20 protein-coding genes are annotated in these 22,777 nt (G+C 61.3%); 14 read left to right on the top strand and 6 right to left on the bottom strand.

Annotation, left to right across the window (positions count from 1 at the left end; all coding sequences use genetic code 11):
• Nucleotides 1-91 precede the first annotated feature (91 nt).
• Nucleotides 92-853, bottom strand: a complete 762-nt coding sequence (locus tag VVR12_RS04290) for a DeoR/GlpR family DNA-binding transcription regulator (RefSeq protein ID WP_368549913.1) — start codon at nt 851-853, stop codon at nt 92-94.
• Nucleotides 854-1,129: 276 nt separating this feature from the next.
• On the opposite strand from VVR12_RS04290, the gene VVR12_RS04285 reads away from it, so the two are divergent.
• The 10 genes from VVR12_RS04285 to xerD all read left to right on the top strand — a co-directional run bounded on the left by VVR12_RS04285 (nt 1,130) and on the right by xerD (nt 11,256).
• A complete protein-coding gene (locus VVR12_RS04285) occupies nt 1,130-2,806 on the top strand; it encodes a sodium:solute symporter family protein (protein WP_368549912.1) in 1,677 nt (558 codons plus the stop codon).
• An 18-nt stretch (nt 2,807-2,824) separates the two neighbouring features.
• Complete coding sequence (locus VVR12_RS04280) at nt 2,825-3,160, top strand: hypothetical protein (RefSeq protein WP_368549911.1); 336 nt, start codon at nt 2,825-2,827, stop codon at nt 3,158-3,160.
• A gap of 203 nt (nt 3,161-3,363) precedes the next feature.
• A complete protein-coding gene (locus VVR12_RS04275; RefSeq protein ID WP_368549910.1) occupies nt 3,364-4,647 on the top strand; it encodes a hypothetical protein in 1,284 nt (427 codons plus the stop codon).
• A gap of 1 nt (nt 4,648) precedes the next feature.
• Nucleotides 4,649-5,638 carry an HAD-IIA family hydrolase gene (locus VVR12_RS04270; RefSeq protein ID WP_368549909.1) on the top strand — a complete coding sequence of 330 codons (990 nt, stop codon included), beginning with the start codon at nt 4,649-4,651 and terminating at the stop codon, nt 5,636-5,638.
• Complete coding sequence (locus tag VVR12_RS04265) at nt 5,631-5,777, top strand: GTPase (protein ID WP_368549908.1); 147 nt, start codon at nt 5,631-5,633, stop codon at nt 5,775-5,777. The genes VVR12_RS04270 and VVR12_RS04265 overlap by 8 nt, the downstream gene beginning before the upstream one ends.
• Nucleotides 5,774-6,505: a TlyA family RNA methyltransferase gene (locus VVR12_RS04260; RefSeq protein ID WP_368549907.1), complete on the top strand. Its 732-nt coding sequence runs from the start codon at nt 5,774-5,776 to the stop codon at nt 6,503-6,505. Before VVR12_RS04265 ends, VVR12_RS04260 begins: the two co-directional genes overlap by 4 nt.
• Before the next feature lie 75 nt (nt 6,506-6,580).
• Nucleotides 6,581-7,573: an NAD kinase gene (locus tag VVR12_RS04255; RefSeq protein WP_368549906.1), complete on the top strand. Its 993-nt coding sequence runs from the start codon at nt 6,581-6,583 to the stop codon at nt 7,571-7,573.
• 21 nt (nt 7,574-7,594) lie between these two features.
• On the top strand, nt 7,595-9,301 hold the full coding sequence (gene recN / locus VVR12_RS04250) for a DNA repair protein RecN (RefSeq protein WP_368549905.1): 1,707 nt from the start codon (nt 7,595-7,597) through the stop codon (nt 9,299-9,301).
• Nucleotides 9,302-9,453: 152 nt separating this feature from the next.
• A complete protein-coding gene (locus VVR12_RS04245; RefSeq protein ID WP_368549904.1) occupies nt 9,454-10,203 on the top strand; it encodes an NUDIX domain-containing protein in 750 nt (249 codons plus the stop codon).
• Between the two features lie 60 nt (nt 10,204-10,263).
• The gene (gene xerD / locus VVR12_RS04240) at nt 10,264-11,256 is read left to right on the top strand and encodes a site-specific tyrosine recombinase XerD (protein WP_368549903.1); all 993 of its coding nucleotides are present in this window, start codon (nt 10,264-10,266) and stop codon (nt 11,254-11,256) included.
• A 92-nt stretch (nt 11,257-11,348) separates the two neighbouring features.
• Here xerD and VVR12_RS04235 read toward each other — a convergent pair whose 3' ends face one another.
• On the bottom strand, nt 11,349-12,599 hold the full coding sequence (locus VVR12_RS04235; RefSeq protein WP_409349875.1) for an NRAMP family divalent metal transporter: 1,251 nt from the start codon (nt 12,597-12,599) through the stop codon (nt 11,349-11,351).
• A gap of 153 nt (nt 12,600-12,752) precedes the next feature.
• Here VVR12_RS04235 and VVR12_RS04230 point away from each other — a divergent pair, with 153 nt between their 5' ends.
• The 4 genes from VVR12_RS04230 to VVR12_RS04215 are packed head-to-tail and all read left to right on the top strand — an operon-like array spanning nt 12,753 to nt 17,609.
• Nucleotides 12,753-13,523, top strand: coding sequence for a LamB/YcsF family protein (locus VVR12_RS04230; protein WP_368549902.1), 771 nt, complete (start codon nt 12,753-12,755; stop codon nt 13,521-13,523).
• Between the two features lie 14 nt (nt 13,524-13,537).
• Complete coding sequence (locus VVR12_RS04225; RefSeq protein WP_368549901.1) at nt 13,538-15,142, top strand: carboxyltransferase domain-containing protein; 1,605 nt, start codon at nt 13,538-13,540, stop codon at nt 15,140-15,142.
• Nucleotides 15,143-15,157: 15 nt separating this feature from the next.
• Nucleotides 15,158-16,906: a biotin carboxylase N-terminal domain-containing protein gene (locus tag VVR12_RS04220; protein ID WP_368549900.1), complete on the top strand. Its 1,749-nt coding sequence runs from the start codon at nt 15,158-15,160 to the stop codon at nt 16,904-16,906.
• Between the two features lie 10 nt (nt 16,907-16,916).
• On the top strand, nt 16,917-17,609 hold the full coding sequence (locus VVR12_RS04215) for a GntR family transcriptional regulator (protein ID WP_368549899.1): 693 nt from the start codon (nt 16,917-16,919) through the stop codon (nt 17,607-17,609).
• 117 nt (nt 17,610-17,726) lie between these two features.
• Here the strand turns inward: VVR12_RS04215 and VVR12_RS04210 are convergent, their stop codons facing one another.
• The 4 genes from VVR12_RS04210 to VVR12_RS04195 all read right to left on the bottom strand — a co-directional run bounded on the left by VVR12_RS04210 (nt 17,727) and on the right by VVR12_RS04195 (nt 22,771).
• Nucleotides 17,727-19,097, bottom strand: coding sequence for a cation:dicarboxylate symporter family transporter (locus VVR12_RS04210; protein ID WP_368549945.1), 1,371 nt, complete (start codon nt 19,095-19,097; stop codon nt 17,727-17,729).
• A gap of 95 nt (nt 19,098-19,192) precedes the next feature.
• Nucleotides 19,193-20,338 carry a bifunctional 2-methylcitrate synthase/citrate synthase gene (locus VVR12_RS04205; protein WP_368549898.1) on the bottom strand — a complete coding sequence of 382 codons (1,146 nt, stop codon included), beginning with the start codon at nt 20,336-20,338 and terminating at the stop codon, nt 19,193-19,195.
• Nucleotides 20,331-21,254, bottom strand: coding sequence for a methylisocitrate lyase (gene prpB / locus VVR12_RS04200; RefSeq protein ID WP_368549897.1), 924 nt, complete (start codon nt 21,252-21,254; stop codon nt 20,331-20,333). Before prpB ends, VVR12_RS04205 begins: the two co-directional genes overlap by 8 nt.
• A complete protein-coding gene (locus tag VVR12_RS04195) occupies nt 21,254-22,771 on the bottom strand; it encodes an MmgE/PrpD family protein (RefSeq protein ID WP_368549896.1) in 1,518 nt (505 codons plus the stop codon). Before VVR12_RS04195 ends, prpB begins: the two co-directional genes overlap by 1 nt.
• Nucleotides 22,772-22,777: the final 6 nt, after the last annotated feature.

Below are 22,777 nucleotides of genomic sequence, written 5' to 3'. Positions count from 1 at the left end.
AAAATGGCCCGGTAGTCAAAATGACTACCGGGCCATTTTTGTATCCTTATAGATTTTAAGGACGACCCCTTCGAGGAGGGTGTATCCTTACCTAAGCCATCACCACGCGACTGGGGAGAGCGTCCCAATCGATGTGCTGCATCTCGTTGTCCGTTGCTTTGCTGGTGATGACCACATCGATCTCTTGGAAACTAGCGAAGGTTGCCAGACCGGTCACGCTCCACTTGCTACCGTCGAAGACCGCGATACGCTGGCGTGAAGCTTCAATCAGTTTCTGATTCGTCTGAGCCTCTTGCAGGTTGGGAGTCATCAAACCCTGCCGGGGGTCAGCTCCGTGAGCACCGATGAACAACGTATCGATATGAAGGTTTTTCAGGTTGTTGTCTGCCAGCGGACCAACCAGGGCATCGGAAGGGGTGCGTACCCCTCCTGTCAGCAAGACGGTCGCGTCAGACTCAGAGGCGTAAAAGACGTTGGCGACTTGTAAAGAATTGGTCACCACCGTCAACGAGGGAACGTGCATGATTTGTTGAGCAATAAGTACACAGGTGGATCCAGCCGAAAATCCAACGGTCTGTTCAGCACGAACGTATTCCACCGCCCTGTGAGCAATTGAATTCTTTTCCTCTACATACTGCTGAGCTTTGACATCAAACACTGGTTCTAAGGTGTTTGAGAGGCTGGTTGCGCCACCATGGACCTTGATTAAAAGACCCTGCTCATGTAATTCGTTGAGGTCACGGCGAATCGTCATATCTGAGACACTGAGCGATTCGGCGAGTTCGGTCGTCAGAGCTGTACCGCGGGAGGTTATCTCCTCGAGGATGCGGCGGTGTCTGTCTGCTGGAAACATAGGTGGTTCTCCTCAGCTGTAGGATGGGACACATTATATGAACAATTTCGAACATTCTAACAGTATTAAATAGCTCATTACACAAGAACTATGATTTCCCGAACTGTCCATACATCCCACCTTGTTACGCTAAGTACGGCAATCGATGGAGCAAAAATAGCCTTTTAGCTTGATTATGAATATGAACTGAATCAAACTGAAATAAACCCACACAAACATGGGAGCCTCGTGCCCCGTTGGCCGAGGGAAAACACACTTCAGTTTGAGGAGCGAGCGATGACGCTTGAAGCTGCCGCCGAGGGTGTGAGACTGAATCTCCAGTTCGTCGATTACACCCTGTTATTTATTTATTTTGCGACCGTCCTAGCGATCGGTCTGATTGCCCGTCGTAGTGTGAAAACCTCAATGGATTTCTTCCTCTCTGGTCGATCGATGCCGGCTTGGATCACGGGTCTCGCATTCGTCTCGGCCAACCTGGGTGCCACAGAGATTCTCGGTATGGCCGCCAACGGTGCCGAAATAGGTATGTCCACGATGCACTATTACCTCATCGGCGCCATCCCGGCCATGGTCTTCCTCGGCCTGGTGATGATGCCTTTCTATTATGGGTCTAAGGTACGCAGTGTTCCGGAGTTCATGCTCCGCCGTTTTGGACGACCGGCTCACTTGGTTAATTCGTTGGCATTCGCGGTCTCTAACGTGTTGATCGCGGGCATTAACCTCTATGCAATGGCGATCATCCTTGAGGCGATGCTCGGATGGAGTCAGTGGGTAGCCATTGTCGTCTCGGCGGCATTCGTGCTGGCTTACATCACCTTGGGCGGTCTTTCCTCAGCTATCTACAATGAGGTGTTGCAGTTCTTCGTGATCATCGCCGGTTTGGTTCCACTGACCATCGTTGGTATCCACCAGGTGGGTGGCTGGAATGGTCTAAAGGAATCTCTGGCGAAAACCGAGGGCGTTTCGAATTTGCATCTAAACGCTTGGCAGGGCACCGGTATCGGCGATGTCTCCAACCCCATTGGTGCCAACTGGTTGGCGATCGTCCTGGGCCTAGGGTTTGTGCTTTCGTTCGGTTATTGGACTACTAACTTCACTGAGGTACAGCGTGCTTTCTCCGCTAAGAATATGTCGGCCGCACGCCGTACCCCGCTCATCGGTGCGTTCCCCAAGATCCTTATTCCCTCGGTTGTGGTTCTGCCCGGCCTGATTGCGGCTGCTACCATAGGTAACCTTTTCGCCGACGGTTCGCTAACCTATAACGAGGCTATCCCGAAATTGATCCAGATGTACCTGCCCTCCGGCGTCCTGGGCGTCGCAGTCACCGGTCTCATGGCCTCGTTCATGGCTGGTATGGCGGCCAACGTCTCGTCTTTCAACACGGTGTTCACCTACGACATCTGGCAGGAATACGTTAAACCCAACAAGTCCGACGCTTACTATCTCTCCACCGGTCGCTGGATCACCGTAATCGGTGTGGTGATCGGTGTGTTTACTGCGCTACTAGCTGCCCAGTTCGGCAACATCATGACCTATATGCAGACGCTGTTCTCGTTCTTTAACGCACCGCTCTTTGCCGTTTTCATCTTGGGTCTGTTGTGGAAGCGCATGACACCGGCAGCTGGCCTGTGGGGTTACATCGCGGGTATCGTAGCACCGACCATCCTGTGGATCGCCTACATGAACAACCCGTCCCTCTTCGACACCGCTACCGCGGAAACCCTCTACGGCGCGATTCTTTCGTTCGTGACCGTGATCGTGGTCTCCGTTGTGGTCTCGCTGATCACCCGCCCCAAGCCCGAGAGCGAGCTACAGGGTCTGGTATATGGCATCGGCACCATCGATATTACCGGTGACGCCGTGGCCGGTGATGAGGCCTGGTACCGTTCCCCGGCGTTGTTGGGTACCTTGGCCCTCGCGCTGTGTGTCGTCTTCTATCTCATGATTATCTAAGGATCGGTGAAAAAATCCATGGTTTTTGAAAAAACTGGCCGCTCCACGCTGAGCGCCGCTGAAGAAGAAAAGATTGTCCGTTCTACCCGCCGCACCGACCTGCGCAACATTATCGGTGCGCTGTTCCTGGTCTATGGCATTATCGTCTTCCTAGTGGGTATGTTGAATCCCGCGGCGGACATTGCACAAACCGGTGGCATCCACATCAACCTTTGGACCGGACTCGGCATGTTCATTACCGGTGTGCTGTTCCTGTTGTGGAGCAAGTTCTTACCGGTGCCTGCCGAAGACATCCTTTCGGTCTATAAGACCGTCGATGAGAAGAAGGCCGAGGGAGCCGGTTCCCTCGACTAGGTTCCGATTAGGTACTCACGGACGCCGCCTCCCCGCAGATCGCGATGGGCAGGCGGCGTCCATCGTATGTGCAGGAGAGTAAGCGAAAACGCATGGCCAATTGAGAGCGCGACCTTTTACGCTGTGCCTCTGGCCGGATAAACTGGTTACCAGTGTCTGAAAGCAACGAGTACGGTTGCGTCCAAAATAATAGAGGAGATTACTTGTCTGATTCATCGCGTCGCGACGCCCATTCCCATGGCGAATCCCGCCGTTCCAAGGAAGGCTTCAACCAGCGCAATAACCGTAACTCCTCTGGAGATCGCCCCCGCGGCGGCAAGAAATACGGCGAGGATCGCCGGGACAACCGCCCGTACCGCGATCGGAATTCCTCTGACCGCCCCAAGAACCGTAGCTGGGGTGAGGGACGCCGCGAAGAACGCGACGGGCAGAAGCGTTTTGACCGAGGCGATCGAAAGTTCACCAACCGCGGTCGCGATTTTAACCGTGACGAGCGCCGAGACCGTGATGATCGGGGAGGACGCCCCGACCGCCGCGATCGTGACGGCAGCGGGTTTAAACGCGATGATCGTCGTGACCGCGGAGAACGACGCTTCGCCGACCAGCGTCATTCCGGCGGTCACCAGCGCGGGGGAGCGCAGCGTCGGGATGCTCGCGAACATGCCTCGGCAGTAGCTCGTGAAGGTTACCGTCCCTCACGTTCCAACGCCCCGGAAATCGATACCGACGTCACCGGTAAGGAACTGGATTTCGGCACCCTGCGCGAACTGCGCGCACTGGAGAAGGACAACGCAGAGGTGGTGGCTCGTCACCTGGTGATGGCCGGTCGCTACCTCGACATCGACCCTGCCTTTGCCCTGGAACACGCCAATGCAGCTACCCGTCGTGCGGGTCGCATCGCCGCCGTCCGCGAGGCCGCCGGCATTGCCGCCTACGTCGCCGAGGACTTCGAACTGTCTTTGCGTGAGCTGCGCACCCACCGTCGTATTTCTGGGTCGAACGAACATTTGGCGTTGCTGATCGACAACGAACGCGCCCTCGGACGCGTGGAGAAGGCTCTTGAACTGGCTCAGGAATCCCGCGATCTTGACCTGACGGACACCGCACGGGTTGAGATTGCTTTGGTTGTCAGCGGCATCCGACGCGATCAGGGTGATATCGAAGGCGCCATCAAGACCCTGCAGATCCCGCAGCTGAATTCGAAGCGCGGCTATGAATACAGCCCGCGACTTTTCTCTGCCTATGGCGAGTTGATGGAAGAAACCGGGAACGCCAAAGAGGCGGTTAAGTGGTACCGTTTGGCCGTCATGACCGAGGCCGCGCTGGGCCAGGGTGAATTTGCTGAGCCCGAAATCTTCGACATTTTCACCGAAGACGACCTCTTCGAGGACGAGCCCTCCGTGGATCTCGAGGCGGCCGTCAAGGAAACAGGCTTAGATAAGACCTCTGAGGAGGAGACCGACGACAGCCCGAGCGAGGACGCCTAACATGCTTCTGGACCGTCACGACGCCATCCTCAGCGATCTCGACGGCGTGGTTTACGCCGGACCGCACGCGATCGAAGGCGCCCCTCAGGCGCTCAACGCAGCCCAAGACTCCGGCGTGCCCGTAGCCTTCGTGACCAACAATGCCGGCCGAAGCGTCACAGCCGTGGCGGAACATCTCGTGGAACTGGGCGTGGCTACTGATGCCGATCACGTAATCAGCTCCGCGCAGGCGGCGGCCAAGCTCCTGGCGGAACGGTGTGCACCCGGTACGAAGGTTCTGATCACCGGGGCGCCCGCCCTGGCCGACTGCGTGGCGGAAGCCGGTTTGGTGCCGGTGTATTCACAACAGGACGAACCCGCGGCGGTCGTGCAGGGGTTCAACCCCGAGATCGGGTGGGCACAGTTAGCCGAGGCGTCGTATACCCTGGCGGATCCAGAGGTGCTGTGGGTCGCGTCCAATACCGACCTGACCATTCCTAAAGAACGGGGCCTGGCCCCAGGCAACGGGACGCTCGTGGGCGCCGTTGCGCAGGCCTGCGGTCGCACTCCGATCGTAGCCGGCAAGCCGGAGTCGCCCATTTTTCACACCGCCGCCCAGCAATTGAACAGCGAGAAGCCGCTGGTCATCGGGGATCGCCTGGACACCGATATTTTGGGTGCCAACCGGGCCAACATGGCCTCGGCCCTCGTGCTGACCGGAGTGGAGGATTTCAGTTCCGTGGCGGCTGCCGAGGTGCAGCAGCGACCTACGTACATCATAGAGACTCTCGCGGGAATTTTCGAAGAGTACCCGAAGATCGTGATCCGAACCGAGGGGTCGATGGTGCGCGCTGAAGGCGCAGGATGGAACGTCGAGGTTGAGGACGGCGCTGTGCGAGCTGCCGGAGGCGGGACCGAGATCGATTTGTGGCGGGTCGCGAGTCAGGCGTGGTGGGCGGCGCACCCCCACGCCGACCACCCCGTGCCGATGCCGGAGATCATCCGTGACTGAGACACCTGAGAACCCCGAAGAGATCGATCGTCAGTTCGAGGAGCAACTGCAAGCCACCCTCGCACTAGATCCGCTAGAACGTCTGAAGCGGTGGAGCGATCTCACCGATGACCTCGAGTCCGAAACGAACCGATCGTGAGACTGGACCGCGAACTGGTAGCGCGCTCTCTGGTGACCTCGCGGACGCTGGCCGCAAAGCTCATTGCCGCCGGTGAGGTGGCCGTCAACGGCACCCCGGTGACGAAGAGTTCGTTTCAGGTGGGGGAGTCGGATCGAATCGAGATCGCTGACTCTGAACTGACCCGGTACGTCTCCCGCGCCGGCCACAAGCTCGCCGGTGCGTTGGAAGCCTTCGGCGAGATTAGCGTGGCCGGGGCCCGCTGTCTCGATGCCGGGGCGTCCACCGGAGGGTTCACCGACGTCCTCTTGCGCTCCGGTGCCGCCGAGGTTGCGGCGGTTGACGTGGGACACGACCAGCTGGTCGAGCAATTGCGGAACGATCCTCGGGTTCACGTGTACGAGGGTATGAACGTTCGCTACTTGACCCCGGCAGATATCGGGGGTCAGGTGGAGCTGACCGTTTCAGACCTCTCCTTCATTTCGTTGACACTCGTGATACCTGCCCTCGCCGCCGCTACGGAGCGCGGTGGGGACCTGCTCCTGATGGTGAAGCCTCAATTTGAGGTCGGCCCACATCAGCTGGGACGGGGCGGAGTGGTGCGCGATGAGGCCGCACGGGAGGAAGCGGTAGACCGGGTGGCCGATGTGGCCGAGGAGTACGGGTTGACTGTCCGCGGTCGCCAACCGAGCCCCCTACCGGGTCAAGACGGCAACGTCGAATACTTTCTGTGGTGTACCAAGAATTGATCGAATTCGAATATTTTTTCGAATAACATCGTCGAATAGGTTCAAAACAGTCCCCATGTGCAATAACCTAGAGTCGTGACTGCAACTCAAACCAACACCGTCGACAAAGACGTTGCCCGCGCGCGGAGACACTCCCGCAAGATTCTCGTCTTCGCCCACACCGGGCGCGAGGACGCCCGCCGCGCAGCCCGGAGCGCCTGCACCCAGTTGCATGAGGCTGGCCTGACCCCGGTTATGGAGCGGGTCGACCTGGATTCGTTGCGTGAGGGCTGGCCTGACCCCATTCCCGTAGAGGTAGTACGTGAGACGGTGGCCCTGGTGGACATCGAACTGGGCGTAGTGCTCGGGGGAGACGGTTCCATTTTGCGAGCGGCTGAGAAGGTGCGCCATACCCACATACCGTTGGTGGGGGTGAATCTAGGCCACGTGGGGTTCCTCGCCGAGTCGGAAGAAACTGATCTGACTGAGACCGTGCAGCGCATCGTGAACTCCGAATACACGGTTGAAGAGCGCATGGCCATCGACGTGAAGGTATGGCACGACGGTCGCAAGCTCATCGATACCTGGGCCCTGAACGAGGCCAGCATTGAGAAGGGCAACCGCGCCAAAATGATAGAGCTGGCCATCGAAGTGGACCAACGCCCGCTCTCCACCTTCGGCTGCGACGGAGTCGTACTAGCCACTCCCACCGGCTCGACCGCCTATGCCTTCTCCGGCGGTGGCCCGGTGGTGTGGCCCGAAGTCGAGGCCATGCTCATCGTGCCCCTGAGCGCTCACGCGCTCTTCGCGCGTCCTCTGGTCACCGCGCCCACCTCGCGGCTGGCCGTAGAGATGTTGCAGCAATCTAACGCCAGCGGCGTGCTGTGGTGTGATGGTCGCCGTACGCACGATTTACCGCCGGGATCTCGCATTGAGGTTTCCCGTTCCACCAAACCCGTTCGGCTGGCACGCATTCACCCCGCGCCCTTTTCCGAGCGCCTCGTGGCCAAGTTCGAACTACCCGTCAACGGCTGGCGCGGTCCCCACGCCAAGAACGGTCCGTCCGCAGACGACGACCCCTCGAAGTAGAACCGCAAAGGACGAATTGTTGTGATTGAAGAGATTCACCTGCGTGACCTGGGCGTGATCACCGATGCGCGCTTGCCCTTAGAGCCCGGTTTCTCGGTGCTCACCGGTGAGACCGGTGCGGGCAAGACGATGGTCGTCACCGCCCTGGGTATGCTCTTGGGCGCTCGTTCGGACTCTTCGACCGTGCGTAGCGGAGCCAAGAACGCCCTCGCCGAGGCGGTCATTCGCCTGCCACGAGACCACCAAGCCCTGAACCTAGCCGAGGAAGCGGGAGGGTCGGTCGAGGATATCGACGACCAACACCGTGAACTCCTGTTGGCCCGCACCGTCTCTGCGGCCGGGCGTTCGCGCGCCCACGTGGGTGGGTGCTCGGCACCGATCGGTACGCTCTCCGAAATCGGTCGCCGCTTGGTGGCCGTGCACGGCCAGTCCGATCAGTTGCGCTTGAAATCCGCCACGGAACAGCGGCACGCACTGGATTCTTATGCCGGTGAGAAACTCAAGACGCTGAAGAAAAAGTATCGGGAACAATTCGAGCGGTACAAGGCCGTTGCCGCCGAACTGAAAGAGGTGCGCGAAAATTCACGAGCGCGCGCCCTAGAGGCACAAACCCTGCAGGGGGCGGTGGCAGAAATCGACGCCGTAGAACCGATCGAGGGTGAAGACGAAACCCTGCAGGTGGAGTCGCAGAAACTCTCCAATGTGGAGGCACTCCGCCAAGCGGCGGTGACCGCGCAGGCGGCGTTGACCGGCAACGAATACGCCGAAGGGGACGAACCGAACGTCCTCTCCCTTCTGGACGCGGCGCGAACTGCCGTGGCCGCACAGGCTGAATCCGATGCTGAGTTGGGAGATCTGGCCAAACGACTCAACGATACGCTGATCCAGGCCACTGATATCGCCGAAGAGCTCACCGGCTACCTCTCCACCCTCGGAGCGGAAGGACCGGAGCGCCTGGCCGAGGTGGAGGCACGTCGGGCCCAGCTGAAACAGCTGACGCGCAAATATGGAGCCGACATCGCAGAGGTGCTGGCCTGGGCAGAAGAATCGCGCCAGCGATTGGAGACCCTCACCGACGACCCTGATCGCGTCGAAGCTCTAGAGCAGGAGCTGATTCAACTGCGCGAGGGAATGGAAGGCCAAGCCCAGCAGCTCAAACGCCTGCGCGTGAAAGCGGGGGAAAAACTCGCGCGAGCCGTCTCGGAGGAGCTCAGCGCGCTTGCCATGCCCCACGCATCGTTGGTGGTTGAGGTCGATGACGCTGAAAAATTTACGCCCCACGGTAAAGACATCGTCACCTTCATGCTCAAACCGCATCGACAGGCAACACCTCGCCCTCTGGGCAAGGGAGCTTCGGGAGGTGAGCTCTCCCGAGTCATGCTGGCCCTCGAGGTGGTCTTGGCCGAGGTCGACCCGGTACCTACCTTTATCTTCGACGAGGTTGACTCGGGCGTGGGCGGCAAGGCTGCCATCGAGATCGGACGTCGCTTAGCGATGCTGGCCAAACACGTACAGGTCTTGGTGGTCACCCACCTTCCACAGGTCGCCGCATTCGCCGATCAACACGTGCTGGTGCTGAAAAACGATGACGCCTCGCTGTCGAAGGTTGAGGTTCTCTCGGAGGAGGAACGCGTGGTGGAACTGGCCCGCATGCTGGCCGGTCACGAACAGTCGGCCTCCGCGCAGGAGCACGCCCGCGAGTTGCTGGACATGCGAAAAAGCATTTAGCGCGGTGTGTACTCATCCGATCACACGTGGGAACGTCTCCGCCGTAGGAGGTTGTCACTAGGGGATTCAGTCAATGGCCTGTGCACAGTGTAAGGTAAAAAGGCCACTGGGGTAATTAAATTTTTAAGAAAGAACTGTGGGATTCATCCGGTATGCACTCGCAACGTCATTATGAAGTGGGCACCGCCGAGCGTCTCGATGCGCCGTCGATAGCGCGTGCCCAGGCTTCCATCGCAGACATTGCAAACCCCCGCTACGTCACCTCACGTGAGACGAAGTTCGGCGGATACATTTGGGATGTCGTCCGCGAGGGCATAGCGCTGGAGCAGGGGAGCGAACCCTTTGAACGAGACTTCTTAGTGCACCCCGGAGGGGTAGCGGTAGCGGCGCTGAACGAGAAGAACCAAATTCTTCTGATTAATCAATACCGCCACCCGGTGCGCGCAAATCTCTGGGAGGTACCCGCGGGGCTGCTCGATATCGAGGGGGAGCCTCCGGTCGATGCGGCGGCTCGCGAGCTTGCCGAAGAAGCGTCCCTCCGCGCAGAACACTGGCACAGCCTCATGGAGTTCTATAATTCCCCCGGCGGAGTGGGCGAAGCCTGCCGTATCTTTCTCGCCCGAGGTGTGAGCCCGATACCCGCTGAACAACGCGAGGAGCGGGTCCATGAAGAAGCGGAGATCGTCAGCCGTTGGGTCGACATTGATGAAGCCGTGGCCGCCGTCCTCGCCGGTCGCATTCACAACGCCGCCTCGACGAACGCAATCCTCGCCACCTACGCTGCGATCCAGAACCAGTTCAGCACGCTGTACGACGCTCGTGCTCCCTTCACCGCACACCCGGGCTTGCGTGACCCCAACTTCCGCGGCGAGATTCGTCCCGCCGAGAACAACGGAAGCTGATCACCGAGCCCGCACCAATACAACATTGCGAGAACCACGACGAAAGAACAGAAACTTTTGATGAAGTCAGCGGAAGCACCGCAACCTTCGGAGTTACACCAAACTCCGATCGGTGAAAATATCGATAAATACTTGCACTACCTCACCATCGAACGTGGGCTGGCGAAGAACACCGTTGAATCCTATGCTCGAGACCTGCACAAATACCGCGAGTATTTGGCCGAGCAAGGCGTGATCGACCCCCAGGCCATCACGAAGCAGATGGTGCGTTCCTTCGCGACGGCCCTGGCCGAACAAACTGGCCCCAACGGTAAGAAGCTCAGCGCGCGCACCGTGGCGCGCCTGGTGGTCTCGGTGCGAGGTTTGCACAAGTTTTGGTTAGCGGAGAAGGTGACTTCGTCGGACGTCGCCTCCACGGTTCACCCGCCGAACATCGGCTCACGTCTGCCCAAGGCGATTTCGGTAGACCAGGTCACCCGCCTGTTGGAATCACCCGATACCTCAACCCCGACCGGTCTGCGCGATCGGGCGATTCTCGAGTTTCTCTACTCCACCGGCGCTCGTATCTCTGAGGTGGTCGGGGTAGACCTCGACGATCTTTCCCTCGGTCAGCGCTCGGGTGGTTCGTCGGTGGCCAAGCGCACCGGCGTGGTGCGGTTGTTCGGTAAGGGGAACAAAGAGCGCCTCGTGCCCGTTGGTTCCTATGCCTCGAAAGCCTTAGACGAATACCTGGTGCGCGCGCGTCCTGAACTGTCTTCCCACGGCCAGGGCACGGCGGCTGTCTTTCTCAACGCCCGCGGATCGCGACTAACCCGCCAGGGCGCGTGGCTGATCCTCAAGAAGGCTGCCGAAAAAGCGAAGCTCGACGTGGAGATTTCACCGCACACCTTGCGGCATTCCTACGCGACCCACCTGCTGGAGGGCGGCGCGGACATTAGGGTGGTGCAGGAACTGCTCGGGCATTCCTCGGTGACGACCACGCAGATCTACACCAAGGTCACCGCGGATACTCTGCGAGAGGTCTTCGCCGCCACCCACCCCCGTGCGCTGTAACACCAGCGGTCGGAGCAACCCAGATAAAAAGGCCGGGGCGGTCACCTTCATGAGAAGGTGACCGCCCCGGCCTTGTGTGTCATCTGGAAGGCTTAGCCGTTCCAGAGCTTAGCGATGCCCGAGAGCGAGCTGATGCCGAGGTAGACGGTCAGCGCCCAGGACAGCCAACCGACGACCAGCAACCAGAGGGGGTAGCGGTAGGCGCCGAGCATGTTCTTCACGCGGAAGGTCGCGACGATCAGCAGGGCCGCGAAACCAACTGGCAGGATCAGGCCGTTGACCGCGCCGGCCACGATGAGCAGGGTGGCCGGAGCCTTGCCCACTGCCACGAACACGATGGTCGAGGCCACGATGAACGCGATGGTCATGCCGTTCTTTACCAGCGCCGAGGTGTTCTTGTGGGTCAGGAACGAGACCGAGGTGTAGGCTGCGCCGATCACCGAGGAAATCGAAGCGCCCCAGAGGATCACACCGAACAGGCGGGTGCCGAGATCGCCCGCGGCGATGCCGAACGCCTGGCCTGCAATCGAGGAGTCAGTAGCGAACTTCGCGCCGCCGGCTACCACGCCGAGGATTGCCAAGAACAGCAGGAAGCGCATGATGCCGGTGACGATGACGCCGGTGGCCGAGGAGTTCGCGATGTCCTTGATGTACTCGGGACCCTGCACGCCGGCGTCGATCATGCGGTGGGCACCGGCGTAGGTAATGTAGCCGCCCACGGTGCCACCGACGAGGGTGGTGATGATGGTGAAGTCGACCTTCTCGGGCATGACGAAGTTCTTCATTGCATCGCCGACCGGCGGGTTCGAAACGAAGGCTACGTAAGCGGTGGCGATGATCATGACGACGCCGAGCACGACTACGATCTTGTCGAGGGCCGCTCCGGCCTTCTTGGAGAGGAAGATGAGCACGGCGAGCACCGCGGTGATGATGCCGCCGGTGGTAGCGTCCAGGCCGAGCATGGAGTTGATGCCCAGGCCACCGCCGGCCACGTTGCCGACGTTAAAGACGAAGCCGCCTAGCGCTACCAGGATGGCGAGGAAGACGCCCAGGCCGGGGAGCAGGTTGTTGGCGATTTCGTGGGCGCGCAGACCCGAGACGCCGATGATGCGCCACACGTTGAGCTGCACCGCGATATCGATGAGGATTGAGACCAGGATGGCAAACGCGAATGCGGCACCTAACTGGTACGTGAATTGACCGGTCTGGGTGATGAAGCCCGGGCCGATGGCGCTGGTTGCCATGAGAAATAGAGCGCCGACGAGAACGGAACGCCCGCCTTTGATACGTTCCGCGTCGGTTGCCGCCTTCGATGCGACGGGCTGAGGCTGGGTATTTGCCACTCGATGTCCTTCCGCCGGGTGGTCCGGATGATGGTGTGATGCACAAAAGATGCAAATTCGTTATCTACGTCATAGAATTACACCACGCAAAGTATTGTTCAACAATAAAGCAGCTTTCTAAGCGTGTCTAGAACGTCGTCGAAGGAGATTCACATGTCGAGCACCGCAGACCTCAACTCCGACTCCGGTGAGGCTTTTGGCTCCTGGGCGATGGGCGACGATAACACCATGATGGGTATCGTCTCCAGCGCGAACATCGCTTGCGGGTACCACGCCGGCGACCCGCTGACCATGCGCCGCACCGTTGCCGCAGCGGCAGAGAACTCGGTGGCGATTGGCGCGCACGTGGCCTATCCCGACCTGGTCGGTTTCGGACGCCGCTTTCTCGACATGACCGCCGATGAGCTAACCGCCGCCGTCCTGTACCAGATGGGTGCATTGGAGGCGATCGCACGCTCCGCCGGTACCACAGTCTCTTACGTGAAGCCGCATGGTGGTCTCTATAACGCCATCGTGCACCACGAGACGCAGGCGAAGGCAGTGGCGCGTGCCGTCAAGGAATTCGGCGGGGATCTTCCCATTCTGTGCTTGCCCAACAGCGAGATCGAAAAGGCCGCCCGCGAGGTAGGTCTTGAACCCGTCTACGAGGCATTCGCCGACCGCGGGTACACCTCCGAAGGCACCCTTGTACCGCGCACTCAGCCCGGCGCCGTTATCCACGATGCTGAACAGATCGCCGCCCGCGTGGTGCGCATGGTGACCGAATCTCGGGTCACCGCCGTCGACGGTAGCGACATCACCCTGGAGGCCCGGAGCATTTGTGTGCACGGAGACACCCCCGGCGCGGTCGATATCGCGCGGGCAGTCCGCGCCGCACTCACCGATCACGGCATCGACATCCGACCCTTCACCGCGAACCGCTAAGGCCTCCTTCCTCTATGCAACACGTTTCTTCACCGAGCCAGTCCATGGGCGTCAAACGCTTCGGGCTGACCGCTGCCCTCATCGAGTGCGGCGATCTTGCCCGTGCCGCCGCCGTCCATGAACAACTCAAGAGCTCATCGGTGCCCTTTACCGAGATCATCCCGGCGGCACAAACCGTTCTGGTGCGTTTCGATTCCGCTGCCGCGACCGCCGAATTTATCGCCAGCTTCCGACCTGAACCAACCTTCGAGTCACAGCGCGGGCGTGGAGACGAACGCGTCATCGACGTCATCTATGACGGTGAGGATCTTCAGGCCGTAGCCGAGCTGACCGGACTCACCCGCGATCAGGTCATCGTAGCGCACACCGAGCAACAGTGGTCGGTCGCCTTCGCCGGATTTGCACCGGGATTCTTCTACCTTCACGCGGCCGACAACGCGCTGAACGTGCCCCGACGAGACACCCCGCGTACCGCTGTACCCGCCGGCGCGGTCGGGCTGGCTGGTGAATTTTCTGGTATCTACCCGCGTACCTCCCCGGGCGGTTGGCAGCTCATCGGCCATACCAATGCCCCGCTGTGGAACATCCATCAAGACCCTCCTGCACTGTTGGAACCCGGGGCCACGGTCCGCTTCCGGGCTGTGCGCGAACACATCGAGGTCTCGGCCGCCGAAGAACGCGGCGTCGCCGAACCCACCACGCCACCGACCCAGCCGAACGCGCTGACCGTGGTGGCCTCCGGTCCACAACTTCTCATGCAGGACGCCGGACGCGCCGGCCTGACGCACTGGGGCGTCTCACCCTCGGGGTTCGCCGACCCTTCAGCTGCCCGGGAAGCGAACCGGTTGGTGGGTAACGACCCCTCCGCGGTAGCTCTCGAATCGCTGATGGGTGGGTTCACAGTGACGGCCGAGGCAGACACCGTGCTCTCCCTGACCGGTGCCCGAGTGAAGGCGATCATCAGCGAGCCGGAGAAGAAGGACCGTCAGGTTCCCGCCGCCACACCTTTCGCGTTGCTCGCCGGCCAGAAGCTCAGTGTGGGGACGGCGGAGGCCGGCTTGCGCGTGTACTGCGCGGTCCGCGGTGGATTTGCCGCCCCAGTCAGCGCCCAGTCGCGATCCTACGACACGATGTCGGAGATTGGCCCCGCTCCGGTCAAGGCCGGAGATAAGCTCTCGGTTTTTGGGAAGATCAGCCCCTCGGTGGCGTACCCGTTGCCGCGGCCGCTTCCGCTACCGGAGAGCGATACAGCAACGGAGGTTCGAGTGATCCTCGGGCCTCGCGAGGATTGGTTCACCGAGGAGTCGCTCCAGCGTTTCTGCGAAGTCGAGTGGGAAGTGGGAGCCGACACGAACCGTATCGGCGCCCGCCTGAAGCCCGTGCAGACCGACGAGACGGTGTTGGAGCGTGCGATCACTACCGAGTTGCCCAGCGAGGGTATGGTCGCCGGCGCGATCCAGGTTCCTCCCAGCGGGGAGCCGGTTGTCTTTCTCGCCGACCATCCGGTCACCGGCGGTTACCCGGTCATCGCGACCGTCCACCCAGACGATCTGCGCTTGGTCGCCCAAGCCGCCCCCGGCACCCTGTTACATTTCACCCCTTACACGCCCACGGCATAACCACAGGAGCACACCATGAAAAAAGTACTCATCGCCAACCGCGGCGAAATCGCCGTGCGCATCATCGGAGCTTGCGCCCAAGAAGGCATCACCTCTGTGGCGGTTTACGCCGACTCCGACGCGCAGGCCCTGCACACTTCGCTGGCCAACGAGGCCTACGCGCTCGAGGGTAACAGCCCCGCCGAGACCTACCTGAACATCGAGAAGATCCTCAAGATCGCCGAGCGCTCCGGTGCCGACGCGGTGCACCCCGGTTACGGTTTTCTCGCTGAGAATGCTGACTTCGCCCAGGCCGTCATGGACGCCGGGCTCACCTGGATCGGCCCCAAGCCCGAGACGATCACCGCATTGGGCGATAAGGTCAAGGCGCGCGATATCGCGCTGGCTGTGAACGCCCCGCTGGCTCCGGGCACCGACGGCCCCGTGGCAGGTCCCGACGAGGCGCGAGCCTTCGCCGAAGAGTTTGGTCTTCCCATCGTGATCAAGGCCGCGCACGGTGGCGGTGGCCGCGGTATGCGCGTGGTGCGCGAAATGTCTGAGGTGCCCGCGGCTTTCGAGTCGGCACAGCGTGAGGCCATTGGCGCGTTCGGCAACGGCGAGTGCTTCGTGGAGCGCTTCCTGGACAAGCCCCGCCACGTCGAGACCCAGGTGGCAGCCGACGTCCACGGTGGGGTCGTGGTGTTGGGTACCCGCGACTGCTCGCTGCAGCGCCGCCACCAGAAGCTGGTCGAAGAGGCTCCGGCGCCCTTCCTCAGTGACGATCAGATCGCGACCCTGAAGAAGGCCTCGGAAGATATCTTCCGCGAGGCGGGATATGTTGGGGTTGGCACCTGTGAATTCTTGATCGCCAATGACGGCACCATCTCCTTCCTCGAGGTCAACACCCGAATTCAGGTCGAACACCCGGTGACCGAGGAATCGGCGGGGGTAGACCTCGTGCGCATGCAGTTGGACATCGCCGCCGGCAAACCGTTGCACTTCACTGAGATGCCCGAGCCGAAAATGCACGCCATCGAGTTCCGTATCAACGCTGAGGATCCGGGACGCGGCTTCCTGCCCTCGGCCGGCACCATCGAGGCCATCAACGTCCCCACCGGGCACGGCATCCGCTGGGACTCAGGTATCCGCGTGGGAACGGTGGTCGATGGAAGCTTCGACTCGATGCTCGCGAAGCTGATCGTCACCGGAACTACCCGTGAGCGCGCGATCCGCCGCGCCCGCTTCGCGCTACACCAACTGGAAATCAACGGTGTGGCCACGGTCGTTCCCTTTGACCGGATGATCATCAACCGCCCCGAATTCACCGCAGACGAGGGTGAGCTGGGCATCTACACCACCTGGATCGATACCGAACTGGGCGAAGACCTCGAGATCGACCCGGAGTACACCCAGGGCCTGATCCCCGTGGGTGCCACCGCGGTCCCCGGCACCTCGGTGACCCGCTTCGAGCTGGAAATCGACGGCACCCCGCGCCGCATCGGTATCCCTGCCGCGGTCTTCGCGGCGATGGGCAACGGCTCAACCCCGGACGTCGGTGACGAGGACGCGGCCCCCACCGGGGTGCAGGCACCCATGGGTGGAGTGGTGTTGAAGGTGAATGTCTCCGCAGGCGACGAGGTCTCCGCGGGTGACCAGGTCGCGATGCTGGAAGCGATGAAGACCGAGGTACCTGTTTACGCCGAGGCTGAGGGCACCGTGGGTGAGATCGCCGTGCAGGAGGGCGACCGCGTCACTGCCGGTCAGTCGCTCATCACGTTCGCGTAGTCTGTAGTCTATGAATCCGGAGACCTCACACATACCCACCGTCGTCTCTCTGCAAGACGTTATCGAACGCACACCCGCACCCGCGCACGCCCACGCCACCGCGTGGACGGCGGCGGTGCTCCGTCGTGCCATGAACGACGGTGCCCTGGTGCCCGGATCGAAATTGGTTGAGTCACGTCTCGCTGAGACCCTCGATATTTCGCGCAACACTCTACGCCAGGCGTTTATGGTGTTGGCTGCAGAGAATCTGGTGGAGCAGATCCCCAACCGCGGGGTGTTCGTCAAGTCACCGGACGCCATCGCGATCGGGGAGCTGTTCACCGTGCGTTTGGCCCTGGAATCGACGGCTATTGAGCTGGCCGCGTCCGGGCGCCGACAGGAGCTTCACGACATCATCGACTGGGCGAAGCGGGCGCGAGAGAACGGTTCTGTCAGCGAGATGGCTCTGGCCAATCAGGAGTTTCACCGGGTAATCGTGGCCGCTAGCGAAAGCCCGCGGCTCATCAAGCTGATGTCGGCCGTCTTGGCGGAGATGCGCCTGTTGTTCTTCGCCAAGGTGACGATGCCCAGTTTCCACGGTGCGTTCGTGGATCGCAATGAGCGTTTGATGAACCTGGTGGAGGCCGGTGAGACCGCCCTGGCTCAGGAGGAACTGCGGGAGTATCTCGCCGCGTCTCGAGATTATTTCGCCGAACAGGCCTAGATCGACTGTGGCGCGGTGAGGCGCCTGTCAACGCTGGCGAACCCCTTTCACGCCGCAGCACAAAGGCGCCCCGGAAATCCGGGGCGCCTTTTACATGCCAGGGGTCAGCGGTCCGTGCTATCCCTCAACGTGGACGTTGGTTTGCGGCTTCTGGTCAACCACCGGCATCTGCTTGGTGGGGGACTTCAGAGCCACCGCGTGATCGACATGCTGATCGCCGACGAGGTGCTCGCTACCCATCGAGGCTTCGTCGAAGGGACGCTCGCCCTTGAGTACCGCACGCACCTGTTCCATATCGATCTCGTGAACGAGCTTGCCCATGAGCAGGGTCGCCACGGCGTTGCCGGTGAAGTTGGTCAGCGCGCGGGCCTCGGACATAAAACGATCGATACCGACGATGAGACCGACACCATCGACCAGGTCGGGGCGGTGTGACTGCAGTCCAGCCGCCAGGGTAGCGATGCCTGCGCCGGAGACGCCGGCGGCGCCCTTTGAGGCGATGATCATGAACAGCAGCAACGAGATCTGCTCACCGATCATCAGCGGGGTGCCCATCGCCTCGGCCACGAACAGTGCCGCCATGGTCAGGTAGATCGCGGTGCCGTCGAGGTTGAAGGAGTAACCGGTGGGCACGACCACACCGACGACGGGTTTGGACACACCCAGGTGCTCCATCTTCGCCAGCAGGCGGGGCAAAGCCACCTCCGAGGACGAAGTGGAGAAGATGAGCAGGTATTCGCGCGCCAGGTACTTCATCAACGAGAAGATGTTGACACCGGTGGTCACCTTCAACAGGGTTCCCAGAATCACCACGATGAACAGGATGCAGGTGATGTAGAAGGACACCATGAGTAGCAACATCGAGCCGATCGCCTTGGCTCCGGATTCGCCGACGACGGCGGCGATCGCACCGAGGGCACCCAACGGAGCCAACCACATGATCATCATCAGCAGGCGGAAAACGAGAGCCTGCATGTAGGTGATGAACTTGAGGATCGGTTTGCCGGTCTCGCCCATCTTCTGCAACGCGAAACCAACCAGCAACGCAACCATCAGGGTCTGCAGAATGTTGCCGGAGGTCAGCGAGGAGAGCAACGAGGTGGGGATGATGCCCAGCAAGAAGCCGACGGTGCCGCCCTCTTCACCACCGTGGGCATCGGCGGGTGAGACCTTGAAACCGGTGGAATGGTAGTGCAAGTCGTGACCAGGTTCGATGAGGTTACCGACGACCAGGCCGATGCCCAGCGCGAAGGTCGACATGATCACGAAGTACAACAGCGCCATGCCGCCGACCTTGCCGACGGTGGCGGCCTTGGCCACTGAACCAACACCGATGACGATGGTGCAGAAGATCACCGGGGCGATCATCATCTTAATGAGGGCGATGAAGCCAGTACCGATGGGTTTGAGGGCTTTGCCGACCTCGGGAGCGGCAAGGCCGATGACACAGCCAAGGATGACGGCGATGATCACCGACACGTACAGCATGTGGGTGGGGTCCTTATAGAAAGGCTTCTTCCCCGCAGTGGTGTGTGAAGACACGAGTGGTTCCTTCGAAGTATGGGATGGCTTGCAGAGGAAGTTTACTGGATCACACTGCGTTCTGCCTCTCCGTTGTACGCCGAGAGAGGCCTAATCAGTGAGTTATTGGCCCGCTGCTCCAGGATGTGGGCGGTCCACCCGGCCACGCGAGCGCACACGAAGATCGGTGTGAACGTGGGCGTATCGAAGCCCATGAGGTGATAGGTCGGGCCGGCGGGGTAGTCGAGGTTCGGTTTGATGGACTTGGCCTCGTCCATCGCTTCGGCGAGACCCCGGTACAGGCCCACCATGTCGTGCCGTCCATAGTGTTCGACCATCTTGAAGAAGTAGTCCTGCATGGTAGGAACGCGTGAGTCGCCGTTTTTGTAGACGCGGTGACCGAATCCCATGATCTTCTTTTTCTCTGCGAGGGCGGCCTCCATCCAGGCTTTGGCGCGGGCCTTGGCTTGCTCTTCCGTCTCGTTCTCGTCGAATCCGATCTCGTCAAAGGTGTGCATGACTGCCTCGTTGGCCCCGCCATGCAAGGGGCCTTTGAGCGCGCCGATGGCACCGGTGACTGCCGAGTGCAGGTCGGACAGCGTGGAGGTGATGGCGCGGGCGGTGAAGGTGGAGGCGTTGAAGGAGTGCTCGGCGTAGAGCACCATCGATGCGTTGAAGGCGTCACGCACGGGTGCCGGTGGTACCTCTCCGAAGGCCATGTAGAGGAAGTTCTCGGAGTAATCGAGGTCATCGCGCGGTGCGATGGGTTCGAGGCCGTGGCGGCGTCGTTGGTCGTAGCAGACCACGCTCGGTAAGACGGCGAACAGTTCCCAGGCCTTTTTCAGTTCGGTCTCGGGCGAGTTGTCTTCGGACATGGGGTCCATGGCTCCGAGTAAGGAGACCGCGGTGCGGACGACGTCCATCGGGTGGCAGTCGGTCGGCAGCGCGTCGATGACCGCCTTGAGCGCCGGGGTCAGGGTGCGGTGTGCTCGTCCGTAGGCCACGTGTTCGGCCTTGCGCTCTGCGGTGGGTAGTTCTCCGTCCCACAGCAGCAGTGCGACCTCTTCGAATTTCACGCTCGTGGCTAGCTCCTGCACGGGGTATCCGCGGTAGAGTAGCGAGTTGGTCTCGGCATTGACCTTCGAAATGGCGGTGTAGTCGGCGACGACTCCGGCTAGACCCTTCTTAATCTCGGTGTTCTCAGTCATTGGTCTCTCCTTGAAAACGTTGGGGCACCTCGAAGTTGAAGATGCCGGTGTCGAAGGCGTTGTAGGCCTGGTAGTCGACGAGGTCGTAGAGGCGGGCGCGGGTGAACATCTCGTCCACGGCTGCCTCCTGGGTGCCGTCCTGCTCGATCGTGTCGAGGACGCGCTCCATCGCTCCCAGCGAGGAACGCAGCAGGGTCACGGGGTAGATGATCATGTTCACGCCGACCTGGGCCAACTGGTCTTTGGTGTAGAGGGCCGACTTGCCGAATTCGGTCATGTTCGCCAGGATCGGCACGTCGATGGCGGCGCGGACGGCCTCGAACTCGTCCAGGGATTTGAGGGCTTCGGGGAAGATCGCGTCGGCGCCGGCGTCCACCAGCGCTCGCATGCGATCGATGGCGGCCTCGAGGGTGTCGATGCCGCGCAGGTCGGTGCGCGCCATGATGAGAAAGTTGTCGTCGCGCCGGGCCTGGGCGGCCGCCTGGATGCGCTTGACGGCTACGTCTTCGTCGACGATGTTCTTGTTGTCGAGGTGCCCGCAACGCTTGGGGTTGAACTGGTCTTCGATATGGCACCCGGATAATCCGAATTCCTCCAGTTCTTGGACAGTGCGGGCGACGTTCATGGGTTCGCCGAAACCGGTGTCGGCATCGACGATCGCCGGGAGATTGGTCAATCTGGCGATCTGACCGGCCCGCTGGGCCACCTCGGTGAGCGTGGTGAGCCCGACGTCCGGGAAACCCAGTTCATTGGCTAGCACCGCGCCGGAGATGTAGACGCCGTCGAATTTTTTCTCTTCGATCAGCCTTGCGGAGATCGGGGTGAACGCGCCGGGGAACTGCAGGGTTTTACCCGATGCCAGCATGTCCCGGAAGTCGCGACGTTTCTGCGCGGCGGTTTTGGATGAGTACAGCATTAGAAGATTCCCTTCTGAGCCCGTTCCAATTCAACGGCTGCGGTGACGTTGAGAGCGTCGAGTTCTCCCGCACCCAGAGAGCTCAAGTTTTCGGCGGCATCGATGAATCGATTCAGCTCGGATTCGGATACCTTGCCCTCGGCCAGGGTGCGCAGCTTGGTGATGTATTGCTCTCGCCCGAAAGGACGTGCGCCCAGCGGATGCGCGTCGGCCACCGCGATCTCTTCGGCGAAGACGGTGCCGTCGGTCAGGGTGATTTCGGCGCGACCGCCGAAGGCCTTCTCCGCGGGGTCCAGTGAATGGTAGCGGCGGGTCCACCCGGGGTCTTCTTCGGTGGTGACCTTGTGCCAGAGTGCTACGGTCTCTGGGCGCTGTGCACGCTCGGGGGCGTACGAGGCCACGTGATCCCATTCGCCGTCTTGCAACATGACGGTGAAGATGTAGGGGATGGAGTGGTCGAGGGTCTCGCGGGTTGCGGTGGGGTCGTACTTCTGCGGGTCGTTTGCACCGGAGCCGATCACGTAGTGGGTGTGGTGCGAGGTGTGCAAAACGATCTTCTCGACGTTGGTCGGGTCGGCGAATTCGGGGTGATCGCGGTGCAGCTTGCGGGCCAGGTCGATCCAGGCCTGGGCCTGGTATTCGGCGGAGTGTTCCTTGGTGTAGGTGTCGAGGATGGCGCGCTTGGCCTCACCGGGGGCCGGCAGCGGAACCTCGTAGGAGGCCCCGGGGCCATCGAGCATCCAGGCGATCACGCCGTCCTCGCCCTCGTAGATCGGCACCGGCGAGGTCTGCCCGCGCATGGCCCGGTCGACCGCCTCGACCGCCATCTTGCCGGCGAAGGCCGGGGCGTGTGCCTTCCAGGTGGAGATCTCGCCCTTACGTGACTGGCGGGTGGCAGTGGTGGTGTGCAGGGCCTGGCCCACCGCCTGGAACACGGTCTCGGTGTCGAGGCCGAGCAGGGTGCCGATGCCGGCTGCTGCCGAGGGGCCCAGGTGGGCTACGTGGTCGATCTTGTGCTGGTGCAGGCAGATGGCCTTGGCCAGGTCCACCTGAATTTCATATCCGGTGGCGATGCCGCGCACGAGATCGCGGCCAGTGCTGCCGGCGTGTTGGGCGACGGCGAGAATCGGCGGAATGTTGTCCCCGGGGTGCGAGTACTCGGCGGCCAAGAAGGTGTCGTGGTAGTCCAGCTCGCGGACGGCCACGCCGTTGGCCCAGGCTGCCCATTCGGGGGAGACCTTCGTGGCGGCGTCCACGCCAAAGAGGGTGGCGCCGGTTCCGCCGTCTCCGGGGCGGTGCGCCAGCGCCTGCGTGCGGGCCGAGACGATGGGGTCGCGGTTCAGGGAGGCGATGGCCACCGAGGCATTGTCCAAAATACGGTTGATGACCATCTCTTCGACCTCGGCGGTGACCTCGACGTCGTCGGTGGCTACCCGGGCTATTTTGTAGGCCAGTTGATCTTCGCGCGGGAGATTCTCTTCGGAGGCGTAGACGCGGACGGTGTGCAATTCGGTCATGATACT

The sequence above is a fragment of the Rothia sp. LK2588 genome (assembly GCF_040946465.1).
Lineage (GTDB): Bacteria > Actinomycetota > Actinomycetes > Actinomycetales > Micrococcaceae > Rothia.
This window is presented reverse-complemented; position numbering and strand designations above follow the sequence as displayed.

Excerpts from the sequence above, each read along its gene's own strand:
- VVR12_RS04290 (WP_368549913.1), bottom strand. The coding sequence starts at position 853 with ATGTTTCCAGCAGACAGACACCGCCGCATCCTCGAGGAGATAACCTCC.
- VVR12_RS04285 (WP_368549912.1), top strand. The coding sequence starts at position 1,130 with ATGACGCTTGAAGCTGCCGCCGAGGGTGTGAGACTGAATCTCCAGTTC.
- VVR12_RS04280 (WP_368549911.1), top strand. The coding sequence starts at position 2,825 with ATGGTTTTTGAAAAAACTGGCCGCTCCACGCTGAGCGCCGCTGAAGAA.
- VVR12_RS04270 (WP_368549909.1), top strand. The coding sequence starts at position 4,649 with ATGCTTCTGGACCGTCACGACGCCATCCTCAGCGATCTCGACGGCGTG.
- VVR12_RS04245 (WP_368549904.1), top strand. The coding sequence starts at position 9,454 with ATGCACTCGCAACGTCATTATGAAGTGGGCACCGCCGAGCGTCTCGAT.
- xerD (WP_368549903.1), top strand. The coding sequence starts at position 10,264 with ATGAAGTCAGCGGAAGCACCGCAACCTTCGGAGTTACACCAAACTCCG.
- VVR12_RS04230 (WP_368549902.1), top strand. The coding sequence starts at position 12,753 with ATGTCGAGCACCGCAGACCTCAACTCCGACTCCGGTGAGGCTTTTGGC.
- VVR12_RS04225 (WP_368549901.1), top strand. The coding sequence starts at position 13,538 with ATGCAACACGTTTCTTCACCGAGCCAGTCCATGGGCGTCAAACGCTTC.
- VVR12_RS04220 (WP_368549900.1), top strand. The coding sequence starts at position 15,158 with ATGAAAAAAGTACTCATCGCCAACCGCGGCGAAATCGCCGTGCGCATC.
- VVR12_RS04215 (WP_368549899.1), top strand. The coding sequence starts at position 16,917 with ATGAATCCGGAGACCTCACACATACCCACCGTCGTCTCTCTGCAAGAC.
- VVR12_RS04210 (WP_368549945.1), bottom strand. The coding sequence starts at position 19,097 with ATGCTGTACGTGTCGGTGATCATCGCCGTCATCCTTGGCTGTGTCATC.
- VVR12_RS04205 (WP_368549898.1), bottom strand. The coding sequence starts at position 20,338 with ATGACTGAGAACACCGAGATTAAGAAGGGTCTAGCCGGAGTCGTCGCC.
- prpB (WP_368549897.1), bottom strand. The coding sequence starts at position 21,254 with ATGCTGTACTCATCCAAAACCGCCGCGCAGAAACGTCGCGACTTCCGG.
- VVR12_RS04195 (WP_368549896.1), bottom strand. The coding sequence starts at position 22,771 with ATGACCGAATTGCACACCGTCCGCGTCTACGCCTCCGAAGAGAATCTC.